14 protein-coding genes are annotated in these 19415 nt (G+C 33.9%); 9 read left to right on the top strand and 5 right to left on the bottom strand.

The window, feature by feature from the left end; genetic code table 11:
• Nucleotides 1–241 precede the first annotated feature (241 nt).
• The gene (locus F6K40_RS07950; RefSeq protein ID WP_293133835.1) at nucleotides 242–931 is read right to left on the bottom strand and encodes a glutathione S-transferase N-terminal domain-containing protein; all 690 of its coding nucleotides are present in this window, start codon (nucleotides 929–931) and stop codon (nucleotides 242–244) included.
• A 647-nt stretch (nucleotides 932–1578) separates the two neighbouring features.
• Nucleotides 1579–2277: a glutathione S-transferase family protein gene (locus F6K40_RS07955; RefSeq protein ID WP_293133837.1), complete on the bottom strand. Its 699-nt coding sequence runs from the start codon at nucleotides 2275–2277 to the stop codon at nucleotides 1579–1581.
• A 655-nt stretch (nucleotides 2278–2932) separates the two neighbouring features.
• On the opposite strand from F6K40_RS07955, the gene F6K40_RS07960 reads away from it, so the two are divergent.
• The 4 genes from F6K40_RS07960 (at nucleotide 2933) to F6K40_RS07975 (ending at nucleotide 8899) form a co-directional block, all read left to right on the top strand.
• The gene (locus tag F6K40_RS07960; protein WP_293133840.1) at nucleotides 2933–5425 is read left to right on the top strand and encodes a dynamin-like GTPase family protein; all 2493 of its coding nucleotides are present in this window, start codon (nucleotides 2933–2935) and stop codon (nucleotides 5423–5425) included.
• Between the two features lie 466 nt (nucleotides 5426–5891).
• Nucleotides 5892–6341, top strand: a complete 450-nt coding sequence (locus F6K40_RS07965) for a KGK domain-containing protein (protein WP_293133842.1) — start codon at nucleotides 5892–5894, stop codon at nucleotides 6339–6341.
• 715 nt (nucleotides 6342–7056) lie between these two features.
• On the top strand, nucleotides 7057–7251 hold the full coding sequence (locus tag F6K40_RS07970; protein ID WP_293133844.1) for a hypothetical protein: 195 nt from the start codon (nucleotides 7057–7059) through the stop codon (nucleotides 7249–7251).
• A 1408-nt stretch (nucleotides 7252–8659) separates the two neighbouring features.
• Complete coding sequence (locus F6K40_RS07975; RefSeq protein WP_293133846.1) at nucleotides 8660–8899, top strand: KGK domain-containing protein; 240 nt, start codon at nucleotides 8660–8662, stop codon at nucleotides 8897–8899.
• A gap of 278 nt (nucleotides 8900–9177) precedes the next feature.
• Here F6K40_RS07975 and F6K40_RS07980 read toward each other — a convergent pair whose 3' ends face one another.
• The gene (locus tag F6K40_RS07980; RefSeq protein WP_293133870.1) at nucleotides 9178–9483 is read right to left on the bottom strand and encodes a small RNA NsiR4-regulated ssr1528 family protein; all 306 of its coding nucleotides are present in this window, start codon (nucleotides 9481–9483) and stop codon (nucleotides 9178–9180) included.
• Nucleotides 9484–10415: 932 nt separating this feature from the next.
• Here F6K40_RS07980 and F6K40_RS07985 point away from each other — a divergent pair.
• The 5 genes from F6K40_RS07985 to F6K40_RS08005 all read left to right on the top strand — a co-directional run bounded on the left by F6K40_RS07985 (nucleotide 10416) and on the right by F6K40_RS08005 (nucleotide 17003).
• A complete protein-coding gene (locus F6K40_RS07985) occupies nucleotides 10416–10661 on the top strand; it encodes an HNH endonuclease (protein WP_293133848.1) in 246 nt (81 codons plus the stop codon).
• 685 nt (nucleotides 10662–11346) lie between these two features.
• Complete coding sequence (locus F6K40_RS07990; RefSeq protein WP_293133850.1) at nucleotides 11347–11571, top strand: hypothetical protein; 225 nt, start codon at nucleotides 11347–11349, stop codon at nucleotides 11569–11571.
• 185 nt (nucleotides 11572–11756) lie between these two features.
• Nucleotides 11757–12014 carry a cytotoxic translational repressor of toxin-antitoxin stability system gene (locus tag F6K40_RS07995; RefSeq protein WP_293133853.1) on the top strand — a complete coding sequence of 86 codons (258 nt, stop codon included), beginning with the start codon at nucleotides 11757–11759 and terminating at the stop codon, nucleotides 12012–12014.
• A gap of 58 nt (nucleotides 12015–12072) precedes the next feature.
• Nucleotides 12073–13659 carry a glucose-6-phosphate isomerase gene (locus tag F6K40_RS08000; protein WP_293133856.1) on the top strand — a complete coding sequence of 529 codons (1587 nt, stop codon included), beginning with the start codon at nucleotides 12073–12075 and terminating at the stop codon, nucleotides 13657–13659.
• A gap of 2651 nt (nucleotides 13660–16310) precedes the next feature.
• Nucleotides 16311–17003 (top strand): response regulator transcription factor, encoded by a 693-nt coding sequence (locus F6K40_RS08005; protein WP_293133859.1) that lies wholly within the window; start codon nucleotides 16311–16313, stop codon nucleotides 17001–17003.
• 693 nt (nucleotides 17004–17696) lie between these two features.
• On the opposite strand, the gene F6K40_RS08010 is transcribed toward F6K40_RS08005, so the two are convergent.
• Both F6K40_RS08010 and F6K40_RS08015 read right to left on the bottom strand, forming a co-directional pair.
• A complete protein-coding gene (locus F6K40_RS08010; RefSeq protein WP_293133862.1) occupies nucleotides 17697–18182 on the bottom strand; it encodes a low molecular weight protein-tyrosine-phosphatase in 486 nt (161 codons plus the stop codon).
• Nucleotides 18183–18694: 512 nt separating this feature from the next.
• Nucleotides 18695–19045, bottom strand: a complete 351-nt coding sequence (locus tag F6K40_RS08015; protein WP_293133865.1) for a YbaB/EbfC family nucleoid-associated protein — start codon at nucleotides 19043–19045, stop codon at nucleotides 18695–18697.
• Nucleotides 19046–19415 lie beyond the last annotated feature (370 nt).

Genomic DNA, 19415 nt, shown 5'->3' on the forward strand with positions numbered 1-19415 from the left:
TTTGCACCCGACTCTCACTGAAAACTGCTAAAGCACGACTCACCACAAGGTGCTAACTCAAAGTTATTTGGAAAGTTGAAAAGAGGATATTTGAGATTTGAAAAATTTGGCAGATTGAGAAATTTGTTGGGAGAAAAGTTAGCAGTCTGAATGATATTTGTAGAGAAGCTTCATAGAACATCTCTACAAAATTTTTGAGAGTGGAAAAATACTTACCCTCCCAATAAAAACTAATAGTTAATTACCGCTGAAACTGACGAGCACCGAAAAAATTTTCCTTTGCTGTTTCATCCAGATTTTTTATCCTATTCTCACTTAAAACTGCTAAACCACGACTCACCCCAGGTCGCTGACTAACAGTTTCAAACCATCGCTTTAAATGAGGAAAGTCTGCTAAATTTTGCCCTTGCTTTTCGTGGGGTACTATCCAAGGATATATTGCCATATCAGCGATCGAATAATCTCCAGCTACATATTCAACTTGAGATAATTGTTGATCTAATACTCTATACAAACGAGATGTTTCTTTTGTGTATCTTTCAATAGCATAGGAAATTTTTTCGGGTGCATATTGACGGAAATGATGAGCTTGTCCTAACATCGGTCCGACGCCACCCATTTGAAACATTAACCATTGAATAACAGTGTAGCGATCGCCTGGTTTTTTTGGAAGAAAGCGACCTGTTTTTTCTGCTAAATAAACCAAAATAGCTCCTGATTCAAAGATAGAAATAGGATTACCATCAAGCCCATTATGGTCAACAATAGCAGGCATTCTATTGTTAGGACTAATTTTGAGAAATTCTGGTTTAAACTGCTCTCCAGTCGTGATATTAACAGGAATTAAATTATAGCGAGTTTCTGTTTCTTCGAGCATGATACTTACTTTCCAACCATTAGGAGTCGGCCAGTAATATAAGTCTAGAGTCATAGTGTAAAAACCTCCAATTTTTGTCTAGTTTTTTGTAAGCATACAGCTATTAGTTATTGCTTGTCAGCAATTAATTTGTTCTTTTTGAAGGAATACTTAGAGTTTAAAGATTGAGAAAAAATTAAACGTTACTCTAAAAGTATTCTTTGTTGATTTTTCTCATTAATTAGGGTTTGCTGAACAAGTTTTTTGGTGAGGAAAGGAGTTAGGAGGTAAGGGGAATAGTTATCCTTTGGTTTTTCAGGAATTAGGAACCCAAAATGCTAACTTTTTGAAATTAATTCCAGATATAAAATCAAGATATAAAATCAAAAAAATTACCCCTCTTATTATCTATTTCCTGACTTGAATCAAAACTTTAGAGCAAGTCTAATAGTTTTGAGTGTAAGCATTCAGCTATCAGCATTCAGCATTCAGCTATGAGTTATTAACTCATTATTTTAGAAGGATGAATTAGTATCCAAAGAGAATTAAAAGTCCGACAGGAAAAATGTTATCAGCCAATCTTAGTAAGTTATTACTTTCAAAAGCTTATGGGCTAGCCTATTCCCGAGGAAAAGCTGATAGTTAAATTCTAAGAGCTAAATGCTTACTTTTGAGTTTTTTAGTTTTCCTGATCTATGATTAGGCTGCTATAGGATTTTTTATTAATTAAAACCTAGATTTTTGCGTCCTATACCATCAAATAATTCGAGCATTTTTTCTCGCCAAGCATAAACTGGATCGCTAGTTTCTAATAGTTGTTTTGGAGACATAGTACGAGCAAATTGAAAAGTAGAAAAGACTAAATAATCGGCATAGTTTGGTGTTTCTCCTGCTAAAAAAGGTTGCTGACTGATAGTGTTTCTTAAAGACTCTAGGAAAGTTCTGAAATTATTGATTTGCTCCTCTGTAACATCCTGAAATTCTTCTAGAGGTTTACCAAAAAAACTTTCACGACTTTCTCGAAAATAAGCCTTATCTTTAGGGTCAATATTTTCAAACACATCATATAAAATTATTGGCACTAAAACACCTAATAGACTTCCATTCCAAGAGTCAATAAACATAGTTTGAGCTTTGGCTTCAGCACTGCCAAATAAAGAAGGTTTATCTGGATAAGTTTCCTCTAAGTAGTTAGCAATTTTCCAAGAGTCACTAACTACTTTATCTCCTTTATTTCCATCAACAATTACAGGAACTCTGTCTTGATTAGAGAAAGCGAGCACTTCTTTTTCTGTCAGTCGCCAGGGTATAATTTCTACTTCTAAATTTTTATGTGCTAGAGCCATGCGAATTCTCCAGCAGAAGGGACTAAAAGCTCTGTTTTCTTCTGCTGCAACTAGGTCATAAAGTTTAATTGCCATAGATTTTTTAATTTTGATAATTTGTAACTACATGATTAATTATATAGAGTTTCTCAGACTAATGAGATACACCTATAGTAATTCTAAATCACTTGTAAGAAAACTTTAGGGTTCTGGCCTCCAAATCTCATTTTTTCGGGTGCATCTCAATGCAAGAAGAAAGCTAAAAATTTATCTTTATAAATTTTAGCAAATAGGGAATAGAAAAAAGTATTTTTGCAAATCATATTTGCACCCTATTTGTTCTTGGATTTGGAGACCAAACCGGGTTTGGAGACCAAACCTCTACAATCTTACCGAAATAATTAATAATTAAACAATTAAACAATTAAATAATTAGATAATTCAGGTTTAAACCCTCCCCAATAAAAGGGAAAAAGCGGTCGTTTCGCTTTCCGACGGAATGCTAAAGCAAACGCGACATGAATGCGAAGCAGTCCGAAGGATGGGATGGATGGGTTACCGGCGCCATATCCAATCAACCAAGAGAAATAAATTTTTTATTTTAGTCAATCCTCTCCCTTTTAGGGAGAGGTAATTATCCATTATCCATTAATGAAAACTTATTTAGGATTACTATATCTTTATTTCTATTGCCTATTTCCTATTCCTTTATACTAAAATAGTAGAAATTTACTAATACCATCAGGCAAAAATGAACCTAATTCCTCATCAATGTCAAGATTTACAAAATCAGGTAGAAAATCTACTTCAATTATTACATCAAGAACCTACTCTTAGACAACAAGATACAACGGCAGTTCGCTCTTCTTTAAATAAAGTAATTTCCCCAAAATTTGAAATAGTATTTGCCGGAGCTTTTAGTGCGGGGAAGTCGATGTTAATTAATGCTTTATTAGGGAGAGAATTACTTTACAGTGCGGAAGGTCACGCCACGGGAACGGAATGTTATATTGAATATGCTGAACCTGAAAAAGAACGAGTAGTTTTGACATTTTTAAGTATTGCTGAAATTCAAGAACAAGTATCAATTTTACGACAACAATTAGGTTTAGACTCTAATGCCAATATTGAACAATCAGAGGTAATTGGAATTATCCGAGAACAATGCAACGCAATTATTAAAAATGAAGGAGGGGAAAATAAATCGGAACGTGCTAAACAAGCAAAAGCATTAAAATTATTAGTGGATGGTTTTGAGGCAAATAAAGAATTTATTCATCCGACTCAAAATTCTATTTATTCAATGGAACAGTTTAATTTTTCCAACCTGAAAGAAGCAGCGAGTTATGCCAGAAGAGGAATGAATAGTGCTGTGTTGAAGAAAGTAGAATATTATTGTCATCATCCTTTATTAGAAGACGGAAATATCATTATTGATACTCCAGGAATTGATGCTCCTGTAGAGAAGGATGCTCAAGTTACTTATGACAAAATAGAGAACCCAGAAACTTCGGCAGTTGTTTGTGTTTTAAAACCTGCTGCTGCGGGAGATATGACAACTGAGGAAACAGAATTATTGGAAAAAATGCGAGAAAATCCTGGCATTAGGGATAGGGTTTTTTATGTCTTTAATCGTATAGATGAAACTTGGTACAATTCTCAACTTAGGCAGCGATTAGAAAGTTTGATTATTTCTGATTTTCGAGATACGGAAAAGATTTATAAAACCAGTGGATTGTTAGGTTTTTATGGCAGTTTAATTAAAGAGACAAGTCGGAGCGATCGCTTTGGTTTGGATACTATATTTGCTAATAGTGTTAAAGGTTTGGATGGAGAGGAGGAAACGCCACAATTTGTCTATGCTTTTAATAATTATTGTGGAACTTCTCGCAAACTTCCCAGTAATTTTCGGGTAAGTATTAATGGTTTTGAATCGCCTAATGAAAATTATTTCAGGATTTTAGAGGAGTGGGGTAAACTATTAATCGAACAATTAATAAAAGATAGTGGGATAGAAGAATTTCGCGATGGAATTACTCGCTATCTGAAGGAAGAAAAACGCCCCCAGTTATTTGCAAATTTGGCAGATGATTTACAAAATATCTGTATACAATTACAGAAAAATTATTTAGCAACTCAACGAGACTTGGCAAGTCAACCTCAAGAAATAGAGGCAATGAAAGCTCAGGAATTATCATTATTAAATTCTCAACTCCAGGAAGTGGGCGAAGGATTTAGTCAACATATTACTGAGGAAGTAAATTTGCTAGTTACAAATAAATGTGATGGTTTTGAAGCAGATTTTAATCAACTCCAATCTCGAATGATTCGTCGTTTAGATGAACTGTTAGATACTTTTTCTGTAGAAGCTGCTTATAGTCGGGCAACTATTAATCATCCACGGAATGCAACGGCACCTTTATTAGCAGTTTTAGTCGAAGCTCTTTATTATTTAGCGAATCAATTAGAGGATATTTTAGTTGACTCTACTCAGTTAGTAATAACTGGATTTTTCCAACGTTTAATTGATCGAGTTCGCAAGTCAGACTATTATCGACAACTCTATCGTTTGTTAGGCAATGATGGAGCAATTGAAAAACATTTAAAGGAAGTAGAAAAAACAGTTAGCACGGCATTAATAAGTGCAGCGCGGATAGAATGTGACAGGTTTGTACGAGAAAGTCCGCGTTTTTATGATGAAGGAACTTTTTCTATCTATCAGTTTCGGCAGACTTTATTACAGACTTCTCAAAGTTTTGACTGTAGCAGTATGGTAGAAGCGGAACCTGCAATTAGACAATTGTTGAAGTTAGATTTTGAGCCAAAAGTTTCTAAGAGTATTCGGCAAACTTTTCGGCAAACTGTGAATCAAACTTTGAAGACTAATTTATTACCGATGGCTGAAAAACAAGGGGAAGATATTATGCAGCAATATAATCAGGCGCGGGAATATTTAGAGCAAAGTTTAGAGACAGAAGCGGCGGAAAAAATTCAAAGAAATTTACGTTTACAAACTGAGGTTGAGGAGAAAATTAAGGTTTATAACCGGGTAGTTTCTTATATTAATAGTTGTCTCCAGACGATGTTGTTGAATGAGCGGCAGTTGCCAATTATTTCTGAGTTTAATTTTGGCAAAAGTGAGGAAAATTTGGAAGTGGTAAGTGGTGAGGATGAGAAATTATTGGAGAGTGGTGAAGTTTCGCCTCTTGATGATTTGCGTCGGCAGATGAATTTGAATAGTTAGGAGAATTTTTGAGTAAGTATTTAGGCATCAAGTAAGTATTCAGCAGTTAGCTTTTTCACCTTTAGTCGGCAACTAGAGTTACTTGTTCTTGTTCTTAAATTCTCTAGTTGAAAATCTAGTATAAGTTAAGCGAATACTTACTTCATTCATTAAAAAGCTGTTTGCGTAGCATTCCGCAGGAAAAGTTGACTGCTAATAAATGAATCAGCTATTTATGAGAGGAGAAGATAAAAGCAATTGAGAAATTGAGAGAGAATTAAAAGTTACTGCAAAAGTAAGCTTCTTTAAACTTAGAAGGAATTATTCGTTATTTCCTGAAGTGCTGACTACTGCTAAGAGCTTTTTGCGCAACATTCCGCAGGAAATGTTTACATTTTTATCTCTGAAAAGTGTAGGATGTTTTGTTGAGACATCCTACACCTACAGTTGCTCATTAAATATTTGATCGAAAATAGAGGAATTAAAAATGGCAGAAAATTCAGATAATCAAGAGTTTATTTTTCTAGAGGGAGAAGAGGTTGTTGAACTTGATGAACAGACATACAAATATTTAGATTTGTCTGCAAATCAATTTCAATATCTATATCTAACAAATTATCAATTAATATCTGCAATTATTAGAAGACTAGATATTCGGAACAGTGAAATAAAAAATCAACTATTTGATGATGATTATGATGGTTTAGAATGCGAAGTGCTAAAACCGGGAGATCAAAGTTGGCAAACAGGGAAAATTAAAGTCGAACTTAATGTCAAATTTTACCCTGATGAACCTGAAGAAGAAACAGCAGAAAACGAATCAAGTCAGTCAGAAAAAGAAGCAGAAAATTCTGGCGATAAAAATTCAGAATATCTGGAAACTGAAGTATCTCCACTTGACGACTTACGGCAAAAATTTCATCAGGAAAATCAGTAGAAACTTTCTAGGGAAAATTTGATTTACCTAGCCAAAAATTCTGGGGAAAAAATTGATTTATGCAAGAAATTTGCTCGCCCTAAATATTTCAAATTTTCTCAAAAATACAGTCATGGAAAATCCCGGTAAAATTTGCTCTAGAATTTTGCTCTGACAAATCTCAAGAATAAATAGAAGAAAACGAATCAAGTCAGTCAGAAAAAGAAGCAGAAAATTCCGGCGATAATAATTCAGAATATCTGGAAACTGAAGTATCTCCACTTGGTGACTAACCGCAAAAATTTCATCAGGAAAATCAGTAAAAACCTTCTGGGGAAAAAATTGATTTATGCAAGAAATTTGCTCGCCCTAAATATTTCAAATTTTCTCAAAAATACAGTCATGGAAAATCCCGGTAAAATTTGCTCTAGAATTTTGCTCTGATTAACCTGAATCAGAAATACAAGAAAATCAATCAAGTCCCTCAGAAAATCAAGCAGAAAATTCTGGCGATAAAAATTCAGAAGATCTGGAAAATGAAGTCTCCCCACTTGACGACTTACGGCAAAAGTTTAATTAGGCAAATCAGTAGAAACTTTCTGGGGAAAATTTGATTTATCTAACCCAAAATTATGGGGATAAAAATTCAGAAGATCTGGAAAATGAAGTCTCCCCACTTGACGACTTACGGCAAAAGTTTAATAAGGCAAATCAGTAGAAACTTTCTGGGAAAAATTTGATTTACCTAGCCAAAAATTCCGGCGATAATAATTCAGAATATCTGGAAACTGAAGTATCTCTGCTTGATGACTTACGGCAAAAAATTTCATCAGGAAAATCAGTAGAAACTTTCTGGGAGAAAATTGATTTGTGTAGGAAACTTTTCCTAGTTAGTAGTCGTACTTTAGTGGTACTAGATTTTTCCTGCTAAAGCACTATTCAAACCTATTACAAGAGCAACTTTCTGTGGAAAAAATTGATTTATGCAAGAAATTTCCTCCCCCTACATATTTCAGATTTCTTCAAAAATGTAGTCATGGAAAATCCCGGTAAAATTTGCTCTAGAATTTTCCCCTGATTAACCTGAATCAGAAATACAAGAAAATCAATCAAGTCACTCAGAAAATCAAGCAGAAAATTCCGGCGATAAAAATTCAGAATATCTGGAAACTGAAGTATCTCTGCTTGATGACTTACGGCAAAAGTTTAATAAGGCAAATCAGTAGAAACTTTCTGGGATAAAATTGATTTGTGTAGGAAACTTTTCCCAGTTAGTAGTCGTGCTTTAGTGGTACTAGATTTTTGCTGCTAAAGCACTATTCAAACCTATTACAAGAGCAACTTTCTGTGGAAAAAATTGATTTATGCAAGAAATTTCCTCCCCCTAAATATTTCAAATTTTCTCAAAAATGCAGTCATGGAAAATCCCGGTAAAATTTGCTCTAGAATTTTGCTCTGACAAACCTCAATAATAAATAGAAGAAAAAGCATCAAGTCACTCAGAAAATCAAGCAGAAAATTCCGGCGATAATAATTCAGAATATCTGGAAACTAAAGTATCCCCACTTGATGACTTACCGCAAAAATTTCATCAGGAAAATCAGTAGAAACGTTCTGGGGAAAAAATTGATTTGTGTAGGAAATTTGCTCGCCCTAAATATTTCAAATTTTCTCAAAAATGCAGTCATGGAAAATCCCGGTAAAAAATTAAATCTTTCCATCCATCCTAGCGTGGAAAATCAATAACATTTTCATTTTATGAAGCTCCTGAAAAAATCGCGCCTCAAAGGATTTTCAGTGACATCCTCACAATTTTTGTGATATGATAAAAACTATAAGGGGTTGTTCGTCTATACGCATGACTTTTTATTCAACCAACTTTCCGGCCTCAAAGACAATCAAATATTCAGGAATTTTCGTAAGGAGCAATAGAGCAATACCAGAAATATTTTCCAGAAAGTGAGAGCTTCTCATAAATCTCTTTCCATCTATTCTAGCGTGGAAAATCATCAACATTTTCATTTTATGAAGCTCCTGAGAAAAATCGCGCATCGTAAAAAAGATTTTCAGTGACATCCTCACAATTTTTGTGATATAATAAAAACTATAAGGTGGCGCTCGTCTATGCACATGACTTTTTATTCAACTAAAAATAGCATACTTTCGAGCGCGATAGGACTCCATTCCTGGTTCGATCTGCGACATGAAACTCTGCGCCACATGAAAAGCGGAACAAGTGGGGCAGCTATATCGCGAATGTTTTAGAAAGGAAAGTCAATCTAAGAGATATCAAATGGGTTATATATATTTATATATATTGAGTTAAAGGGAAAAATTACATGGGAAATCAATTTGAATATTTGAGACATGATGAAGTTATTTCAGTAGAAGAAGAACTTCGTCAAAATCAATCCCACATAATAAAAAGTACAACCTTTCAAGTTAGTGAGTTACTGCAACAATTGAGTAAACATATAGGTTGTAATGATTTTGATTGTAAAGTATTAAGATTAGGTTCAGGTGGTTGGGTAAAAGGCAAAATCAAACTTGCTTTAGAATTTTACCCTGACGAACAATAAATTTCTCAAACATCTGAAAAAAAGTTATCTGAAAATAGTGAATCAGAATCCCCACTTGATGATTTACGAGAAAAATTTAATCAGGAAAATTAATAAAGAAAGGAAAAAATAATTGTTTACCAAACCCGCCAATAATTAAAAATCTTGCCTAATAGCTGAAGTACATGAAAATCTTGATTTTTTAAATCTTTTTTTTTAGGAGTTTGTTCAGTTTAACGGTTTTAAAACTAAACAGGTTTGGAAACCAAATGGGTTTGGAAACCAAACCCCTACTCTAGCTATTTCCCACCATAATAAAAGGCAATTTCTTTTTCCTTCAATTCAGCAAAATCTGCATTTTTCAACATATTATTTAACTCATCTTGTGCAATATGCTTCGCCCCAATACGCACAATACGAGACCGCATTGTATTACTAACCCCACTCCTTTGTCGTTGACCTTCTAATCCCATAACCTTTTGATAAAGGTCGAGTTTTTCTGATGGAATAGGAGACCCATCTAAATCTATTCCCTTAGCGATCGCCTCATCAACTGCATCTGCTCCAGTAGTTGATGTAGGTGTAGAATTTATTTCCGAAGACATAGCCATAAATCATTGAGTTTACATAATTATTTTATCTGGTCAAGGAGTAATTTTTTCAAATCTATTCAATCTAAATTTAAGTAATAGTAAACTCCGTCTTTTCAGTTATCAGTTATCAGTTATCAGTAGCTGTGGTTCAATAATTAACAATTAACAATTAACAATTAATAATTACCTCTTCTGTAACAGAAGGATTGGGTTAAAAGGAATTTTTTTCTTCTCTTGGTAAATTGGATATGCCGCACTTTGGATAGGCTTTCCATTCTTCGGGAAACCTCACCATTTCACCCTACGGGAAACTTTCCTTACGGAATGCTATCGCAAACGTTAACGACCGCTTTTTCTCCATGAATGGAGAGGTTTTATACCTTAATTTTTCGGTAAAAACAGAGATTTGAAATACTGAAATTGATTTTTTTTCTTCCCTTAAAATAGGAGATTATAAATCTTATTTTTGTGTCAATTTTATGATAAATTAAAAGTGAAAATATAATAAAATTTCACTCTTAGGAATACCCAATCCGAGTAACTGATTAACTATTCTCGCTATCAAAATTACTGATTTTTTTACACAAAAAAACTAGGCTTATTTAGAAAGACTATATATTTTTAATAAATTTATCATTGTGAGAATTGATTAATTAGTGATATATAGCAGTCCTAAATTGGTTGTGACAATTGTTATGATAGTTAATTTAAACTGAAAACATAAGTAAATTCTGTAGTTCTTCAATTCGACGCCTCCTCTACCAGCCAAATATTACAATTTAAATAGGATTACTATATATAGCAATTCTCCAGAAGTGTTGATGTAAAAAATTATTGGTTTTAAACAGGGAACAGAAAAGAAAAAAAGACAAGTATAACTCAAGCTTACTGATAAAAGCTATAATCATATTATTGAATTTTAGTAATTTTCTGGAAGATTAATTATGAACAAAACACCACGGATAACAATTCCTTTAGCAGTTAAAAAATATGTGTTTGAGCGAGACAATTACCACTGTCAAAGTTGTGGTAAAAATTCAACAGAAACAAAACTTACTATTGACCATATTATCCCCCTTGCTACAGGCGGTAGTAATGATATTAGTAATCTACAAACCCTCTGTCACAACTGCAACCAAAAAAAGAAACATCATTTCGATCCTCGCTTTAAACGAAACTTTAGTAATTAAAACAAATTAACATCCAGAAACAATTTAATTTGTTAGTAAAATATATATAGCAATCCTAAATAGGTTGCGGGTAATCAAAAAGTAGATAAAAAAGCTGAAACTCCCACCTGTTGCCAGATGAGCTGTTCCCTGTTCCCTAAAAGCGGTAAGATTTTTATACACAAATATATTAGAGGATTACTATAGTAGATTCTAGATTAATGTGGTACTACTGAGAGGGTAAATATTTTTGGCTTATTCCCTATCCTACTCTCTATATTTCCTGCTCCCTGCTCCCTACTTCCTACTCCCTACTTCTAATACCAATTACCATGAATTAATGCTATACTTCAGCTACACTTCAACAATCAAATAGTTATCAAGATTAAAAGTCTTTTTTTGACAATTTTAAGGTAGATTAGTATATATTTTTCGTACGGACGTTTTGCTGACGCTTTCGCTCCGCTAACGCTACGCGACATGTTTGCGTTAGCGCAGCTCCTCTGTAAGAGGAAGCATTCCGTAAGGAAAACGCATTAATGCTCAAGCAACGTCCCGACCTCTCCCCACACCTCCCAAACCTCCCACACCTCCCACACTTCCCCACCCAATCTTATGTAGCATTCTTTTTGATAAATGGTATAACTCCCTATTGCCTATCAAGTATAAAACTTCTGTAAAATAATAAATAGAGGAGAAACATAAAGTGAAATCAAAGACTATCGGTTTTATCAAGATTAAGATGTATTCTTTAATTGAAAAAATGTCTGATGTAGAATTAGAAAAAGCTTGGGAATATTTACAAACACTTCATTATGATAGTATCATTATGACAGCTATTCAAAAATCTAAAACAAGTCACAGACCAGGAGATATATTCACTAGAGAAGAAGCCTTGCAAATATTATACTTTGACAAAGAAGATAGTTAAATTAAAAACAAGTATTTTTGATTAAATTTATAATAGAAAAACTATAAAAAAACAACATTCTTGTGACAAAACAATAGAGTATCAAGCCTCCCTTTTCTAGAGAAAAAAAAGTAAAGTTCAGTTTTTCAATCCCGATGCTTTAGCCAAAAATACTGATAACTAATAACTAATAACTGATAATTGAGATGAGCCTAGAAGTGCGTTATGCTCGGTCTTTTATCGAAGACCTTAAGGTCATAGAATCTGTTGCCTACCAACAAGTATATGATTTTGTTTTTATTAAATTTAGTCAAATAAATTATTTACAAGAATTGCCAGAACTAAGACAACTTGGAACCAGTGGTATTTTCTACAGATTTACTGTGGACAATTATCTGATTGGCATAGAAGTAACAGGTCAAATTGTTAAATTTATCCGTATTTTACCAAAGCCAGAAATCTAGTCTTCTAAACTACAAATGAAATGGCAGACTACTAAAAATAGTAAATACAGTAATTTTTATGGAATCAAAAGCACTCTGGCAACGCTATATTGATTGGCTTTACTACCACGAAGGATTAGGATTTTACGTTGACATAAGTCGCATTAAATTTGATGACTCTTTTGTGGAAAGAATGAAGCCTAAATTTGAAAAAGCCTTCCAAGATATGGAAGCTTTAGAAAAAGGCGCGATCGCTAACCCAGATGAAAATCGGATGGTTGGCCACTATTGGTTGAGAGATGCTGATATTGCTCCCACCCCCGAAATCAAACAAGAAATTGTCCAAACTCTAGAACAAATAGAAACTTTTGCCAAGAAAGTCCATAGTGGAGAAATCAAACCACCTAATGCTGCAAAATTTACAGATATTCTGTCCATTGGTATTGGTGGTTCAGCTTTAGGCCCCCAATTTGTCGCCGAAGCTCTTGGTCTTGATGACCCACCAATGGCAATACACTTCATAGATAACACAGATCCAGCAGGTATAGACCGGGTACTCCACAAACTGGGCGATCGCCTCAATAGCACCCTAGTTATAGTCATTTCCAAATCTGGAGGTACGCCAGAACCTCGCAATGGTATGATGGAAGTCAAAGCAGCCTTTGCATCTCAAAACTTAAACTTTGCCAGTCAAGCCGTTGCTACTACTACTTATAATAGTAAGCTAGGTAACCTAGCTAAATCTGAAGGATGGCTAGATATAGTTCCGATGGCGGACTGGGTAGGTGGACGTACTTCCGAACTATCCTCTGTTGGTTTGCTACCCGCTGCATTGCAAGGAATTGATATTCGAGCAATACTTGCCGGGGCAAAAGAAATGGATGCAGTGACTCGCAAGCATGAAATTAAAGGCAACCCCTCTGCTTTATTAGCTTTGAGTTGGTATGCCGTAGGTAATGGTCATGGGGAAAAAGATATGGTAGTCTTGCCATACAAAGATAATCTACTGCTATTCAGTCGTTATCTACAGCAGTTAGTTATGGAATCTTTAGGTAAAGAAAAAGACCTAGATGGCAACGTAGTCAACCAAGGTATTACGGTATACGGCAATAAAGGTTCCACAGACCAACACGCTTATGTACAACAGTTGCGCGATGGTGTACTTAACTTCTTTGTCACTTTTATAGAAGTTCTAGAAGATCGTCAAGGTTCTTCTCCTGAAGTAGAACCAGGGGTAACTTCTGGGGACTACTTATCTGGTTTTCTCCAAGGTACTAGACAAGCACTCTATGAAAATGAGCGAGATTCTATTACAGTCACTATTCCTAAAGTTAATCCTTATAATGTAGGAGCCTTAATTGCCCTTTATGAGAGGGCAGTTGGTTTTTATGGTTCTCTAGTTAATATTAATGCCTATCACCAACCAGGAGTAGAAGCTGGTAAAAAAGCTGCAGCTACAGTGCTAGAATTACAACAACAGGTAATAAATATCCTTAAGCAAGAGGGATCTCCTCTATCTTTAGAAGAATTAGCTCAAAAAGCAGGAGCTGCCGATAAAATAGAAACCATTTATAAGATTTTGCGTCATTTAGCAGCTAACCAGCGAGGTATTGTTTTCCATGGAAATCTTGTACAACCAGCTAGTTTAGCCGTAAGTTATCATTGACATACTCCCGACGTTGCCCTTGCGGGAAAACTCGGGATTCTTCAGCCAGGGTTTCCCAGGCTGCTGCGCATGACAGAGGTGATGTCCTCCCCCTGTATTCGTTGATTTTAGACCAACCATGAGTACGGTAATAAAATAGCTCCTGCTTGTCAATGGGAGCGGAACATTTTATTTGTGGAAATATCTGAACGCTCGCCCTGGCTTTCCCATACGACGTTGCCCTAGCGGGACAACGCGGGACGTCCCGCCAGGGAAGTTAAAAGGGAACAATGGATAATTGATAATTGATAATTCATAATTCATAATTGATAATTCATAATTACCTCTCCCTAAAATGGAGGCAGGGCTGTTTCATTCTTGGCTAAGGTATAGGGGGAGCAGGGGAGCTCTGAGCAAGGAATAATTTTCCACTCTTTACCCCAAGATTTTCCCCAAATTTCTCAATTATTCTTAAAGGTTAATTAACTTCTTGTTGTGGCTTTGAGGAAATTGAACCAGATATGTTAGACAGAGTTTAATAACACTCCGAAGCTGAAAAATCTGCTTTCTACGTGGCTAATTTCTTGATTTTCTGCTCCTAAACATCTCTCGTTATCCTTAAATTGTTAACTCACAATACTTTGAAACAGCCCTGCTAAAAGGGAGAGGATTGACGCTTAAGGAAAAAATGTATTTTTTTCCCCTTTATTGGGGAGGCTTCTAAGCTAAATTATTTAATAACTAATTATTAATTATTCGGTAAAGATTGTAGTCTTATTTAATTGCAACAAAAATATAGACATTTATAGACATTTACGGAAAATTATTTTATTTTACTCACAGTTTAAAAACAATACTCAGGAATGACATGCTGAAACTGATTGAAAAATTTATGATTAGCAAGCACCATTCTAATTATCAATAAATTGATAAATTATGCTTTTTATCTAAAGAATTTATTTAATGCAGTTAATTATATTGTTAGACAAGAATTTATCTTTAACCAAAAGTATTTAAACTCTACCAAAACTTATCATTTAATTTAAAGATTAGGTTGACTACAAAGCAATACAAGCGTAAAGTCAGTTGTCAAATAATTAGATTAGTAGATAGGTGCTGGAGTTCATTTTTTGCGTCTATACAAGACTACTCAGAAAACCCTCATAAAGATCTGGGCTTTCCCCAAATTACCAAGATACAAAGATAAGTGAAAAGGTCGCTGTGTGACAATTTTTTGAATTCAAAATGCAAAATTCAAAATTCAAAATTAATTATGAAAAATTGATTGATTTTGGGTATAAGCCCCCCACCATAATCTTGAATTTGCTGGTCTTCAATTAATAGCTCTTATTTGACCTCACTAATTGTCTTGAATTTTGAATTAATAATTTTAAATTTTCACTAATTGTCTGAAATTTTGAATTAATAATTTTGAATTTTGAATTGTTATGACAATTTATCCCTCTCAAGCGATTAGTAAAAAAGGTTTAAAAAAGGAATTTTTAGAACCTTCAGGAACAAAGATATCAATCCCGACCAAAATTCAAGGAAAAGTCAACGAAATTAGATTAGTACCTCTTCAACAATTAATAATGAATAATGAATAATTAATAATTACCTCTCCTTGAAAGGGATAGGATTGACTAATCATGAAAATTTTTATTTATTATCCCCTATCGAAGGGGAGGCTTTAAACCAAAATTTTTCGGTAATGGTTATTATATAGAGGTTGATATAAATCAAAAAATGGTTTATTAATCAATGCAGACCTCAATGGCAGTTACAATATTCTGCGAAAAGCAGTTCAAAATGCTATAGCGGATGGAATAGAGAGACCTTTGAGTAATTCCCCATAAGGATAACACCTGGAAAAGTGAGTTGATATTATAGATGAATATTTGTCTATAAACTTACAAACTCTTAGGCAAAGCATTAGAGAATCGGAGGTAAAGTTTTTTTTAATAGCTAAAGCACAAACATCATTAGACTTGTCATATCAAATTCGGTTAAACAACCTCACTATCAATTTAGTCAAAATTTAGTAGTCAATAGTCAGTAGTCGTAGGAGGTAATTTCCGTTTGTCATGCTCGGCAAACGCGAATCACTCGTACAGTAGGAGATAGTAAACTAGATCGATCTAGTATTGTCAATAATTTGATATTCAACTGCCTACACATTTCATACATAACCCTGTAAATGCACGGAATGCTCGGCAAACGCCAATCACCTGTACAGTAGAAGATAGTAAACTAGATCGATCTAGTATTGTCAATAATTTGATATTCAACTGCCTACACATTTCATACATAACCCTGTAAATGCACGGAATGCTCGGCAAACGCCAATCACCTGTACAGTAGAAGATAGTAAACTAGATCGATCTAGTATTGTCAATAATTTGATATTCAACTGCCTACACATTTCATACATAACCCTGTAAATGCTTAGATAGTATCTCCAATTCAACCGACTTTAGAACTAAAAAAAATTGGTAAACCCAAGTCAAGTAAAGATTTTAACTATACTATTTATAAAAATGCCTAAAATTACTCCTGTGTATTAATTTGAGCCATTTTATCTATCTATTTACCAATAACTGTATTATTTTGATAGTTTAGGTATCTTCCTATTCCTAACGTTAACTTCTTCGACTCAGTATTCCTGTGAAACCATGCCCCTAACAATTCTTGTTGTTGATGATGATTTTGGAACTAGGTTATGTGTCAGTGACTACCTAGAGGTATCTGGTTACTTAGTTATTAAAGCTGAAAATGGTCAACAAGCTCTGGATGTAGTTGATAAATCTCAGCCTCATCTGATTATTACTGATATTGCTATGCCAGAAATGGACGGTTATGAACTGGTAAAACGAGTCCGGGCACGTCCAACTTTTCGTCTCTTACCTGTAATTTTTCTAACTGCTCATACAAGTACACAGGACAGAGTAAAAGGTTATCAACTGGGGTGTGATATTTATTTACCAAAACCTTTTGAATTATTAGAGTTAGGAGCAGTAGTTCGCTCTTTATTAGATCGATATGCTCTGATTGCCCAAGCTTCACCCAGACCTAATTCTTTACCTAATAATACTCAACCTTTAACAACAGAAAAACTATCAAAATCAGATTATTCAGAAACAGTATCTCACTCAATTATCATAAATTCTCAGATTAATTTAACAGCTAGAGAACAGGAAGTTTTGAGTCTCTTACTTCATGGTTTTTCTAATGTGAAAATCGGCGATCGCCTACATTTAAGTCCCAGGACTATTGAAAAATATGTGAGTAGTTTATTGAGAAAAACTAATACTAACAATCGCGCTGAATTGGTTCGTTTTACTATGGAAAATTACTTCGCTAATTAGGGCTTGCTGATTAAAAACATAAGCATTTACAGATCAAGGTTTTAGCGATTTTAAGTCATAAAAAAAATATCAGTTTTTCGGTGAAAAGAGCTGCATAAAGTGAGGACTTTGGTGTAACTATGACAGAAAAATCAAGGAAAAATTATTTCTCCTACTTTCCCTGTCTTCACACACTTCCCACACTTTGCTTTTTTCAGCAAGCCCCAATTAATCTTAATTAAAGGGAATAGGGAATAGTTAGAAGTGTTAAATTTTGTCTGTGCATTTTTCCCAGTCAGGGGAATAAAAATCCCCAGGAGTTAAAATTAATTTAGTTAGTATTTTTTGGGGATTTTTTCTAGATTCAACACCACTTAAACTGACGATACATTATTTATTATTCAGCAAATCCTAATTAATAATTTTTTAGGTACAGGTAAGTAATCTGAAATTCAGCGATCACTAACTACTCTACTATTTTATTTTGATTTCTCAAATAATCTAATAGCCCTTCACCAGCATCTAAAAGTATCTCAACAACATAATCGAATCCATCGGACTCAAGGAGTTAAAATTAATTTAGTTAGTATTTTTTGGGAATTTTTTCCAGATTTAGTACCACTTAAACTGACGATAAATCATTTATTATTCAGCAAATCCTAATTAATAATTTTTCAGGTACAGGTAAGTAATCTGAAATTCAGCGATCGCTAACTACTCTACTATTTTATTTTGATTTCTCAAATAATCTAATAGCCCTTCACAAGCATCTAAAAGTATCTCAATAACATAATCAAATCCATCTGAACCACCATAGTAAGGATCGGGTACTTCCTTAACATCAAAATCTCTACAAAACTCACACATTAACTTAACTTTATCCCCATATTTACCAGCACTATCTAAGCGAAGTACATCCCGATAATTTTCCTTATCCATTGTGAGAATTAAATCAAAATTATTAAAGTCTTCTACTTTAAATTTACGGGCTGAACCTTTGAGATTAATACCTCTCATTTTAGCTGCATAAGTCATTCTAGAATCAGGAGAACTACCTATATGATAACCTGCAGTACCAGCAGAATCACAAACTAGGCTATCGCTCAAATTAGCTTTTTCTATCAGATGATTCATAATATTTTCTGCCGAGGGAGAACGGCAAATATTACCAAGACAAACAAATAATAATTTATAAGGCATAAATTAATTTAGAATTTAGAATGCAGAATTTAGAATTATTAAATTCATTTAATTTAGAATTTAGAATGCAGAATTATTAAATTAACAAATTAACTATGTTTTTATAGCAATCCTAAAATAGGTTTTAACAATTCAAAAACTAGAAATAAACTCTAATACTCTTGCCTATTGCCCATTACCTAATAATTAATAGTTATTAATTCAATAATTCATCTTAAGAGCTTCCCCTTTCAAGGGGAAAAAAGTGCTAGGATATTTCCTTATATTCAATTCCGTTACGATTTTAACCAGAGGTAATTATCAATTATCCATTATCCATTATTAATTATCTATTAATGAACTATTCCCAAAAAGCGACAAAATTTTGAACACAAATAAAAATATGATTGCTATAGTTCTAAATTCTAAATTTTTCAGAAATCCAAAAGACTAGGATAGAGCTTCTCAGTTAGTCTACTATATTTTGTAGCTAATTAACTTCAAACCTTTCCTAGCCATTATTATTATTTAAACTACGATAACCCAGGTATATTTAAACCACCTGTCAAGTCTTCCATGCGTTCCCGCATAGTAGCAGTAGATTTAGCATAAGCATCCTGCATTGCTACCGTCACCAGTTCAGCAACTACATCTGCTTCTTCCTTCAATACATCTGGTGAAATTTCTACTCGCCGTGGTTCTTGGTTCCCACTTAGAAAAACCTTCACCAAACCACCACCTGCTGATCCTTCAACTTCTAATTGATCCAGCTCTTCTTGAAGTTTTTTAGCTCCGTCTTGAACCTGTTGAGCTTTTTTAAAAGCTTCAGTTAGTTCTTTCATTTTACCTAAGCCGCCGCCGAAGAAACCTTTTCCTTGTGACATAATTACTATTCTATGGTAAGTCTTATTTGGTATTTTTTAGTTGCCAATAGATTCTCAATCACTGATATAGAATCTAATTTTATTTGGTGCTTTAGTGGAAGCTTATTAAAATGCAAACCCACTCAGGTATAGCATCATAGCATCTATCATAAGAATCATAACACTGCATATAGACTTTTAGCACTTAATTATAATTAATAAATTGACATTTACCGGAATAATTAATAATTAAATAATTAAATAATTAGATAATTCAAGTTTAAAGCCTCCCCTTTCAAGGGGAAAAAAATAAATCTTTTCCTTTTCGTCAATCCTCTCCCTTTTAGGGAGAGGTAATTATCCATTATCCATTAATGAAAGTCCTAATTTA

Source organism: Okeania sp. SIO3I5, assembly GCF_010672085.1.
Lineage (GTDB): Bacteria > Cyanobacteriota > Cyanobacteriia > Cyanobacteriales > Microcoleaceae > Trichodesmium.

Coding starts and splice junctions, on each gene's coding strand:
- F6K40_RS07995 (WP_293133853.1), top strand. CDS start 11,757: ATGAGCCTAGAAGTGCGTTATGCTCGGTCTTTTATCGAAGACCTTAAG.
- F6K40_RS07965 (WP_293133842.1), top strand. CDS start 5,892: ATGGCAGAAAATTCAGATAATCAAGAGTTTATTTTTCTAGAGGGAGAA.
- F6K40_RS07975 (WP_293133846.1), top strand. CDS start 8,660: ATGGGAAATCAATTTGAATATTTGAGACATGATGAAGTTATTTCAGTA.
- F6K40_RS08010 (WP_293133862.1), bottom strand. CDS start 18,182: ATGCCTTATAAATTATTATTTGTTTGTCTTGGTAATATTTGCCGTTCT.
- F6K40_RS08015 (WP_293133865.1), bottom strand. CDS start 19,045: ATGTCACAAGGAAAAGGTTTCTTCGGCGGCGGCTTAGGTAAAATGAAA.
- F6K40_RS07985 (WP_293133848.1), top strand. CDS start 10,416: ATGAACAAAACACCACGGATAACAATTCCTTTAGCAGTTAAAAAATAT.
- F6K40_RS07955 (WP_293133837.1), bottom strand. CDS start 2,277: ATGGCAATTAAACTTTATGACCTAGTTGCAGCAGAAGAAAACAGAGCT.
- F6K40_RS07960 (WP_293133840.1), top strand. CDS start 2,933: ATGAACCTAATTCCTCATCAATGTCAAGATTTACAAAATCAGGTAGAA.
- F6K40_RS08000 (WP_293133856.1), top strand. CDS start 12,073: ATGGAATCAAAAGCACTCTGGCAACGCTATATTGATTGGCTTTACTAC.
- F6K40_RS08005 (WP_293133859.1), top strand. CDS start 16,311: ATGCCCCTAACAATTCTTGTTGTTGATGATGATTTTGGAACTAGGTTA.
- F6K40_RS07950 (WP_293133835.1), bottom strand. CDS start 931: ATGACTCTAGACTTATATTACTGGCCGACTCCTAATGGTTGGAAAGTA.
- F6K40_RS07980 (WP_293133870.1), bottom strand. CDS start 9,483: ATGTCTTCGGAAATAAATTCTACACCTACATCAACTACTGGAGCAGAT.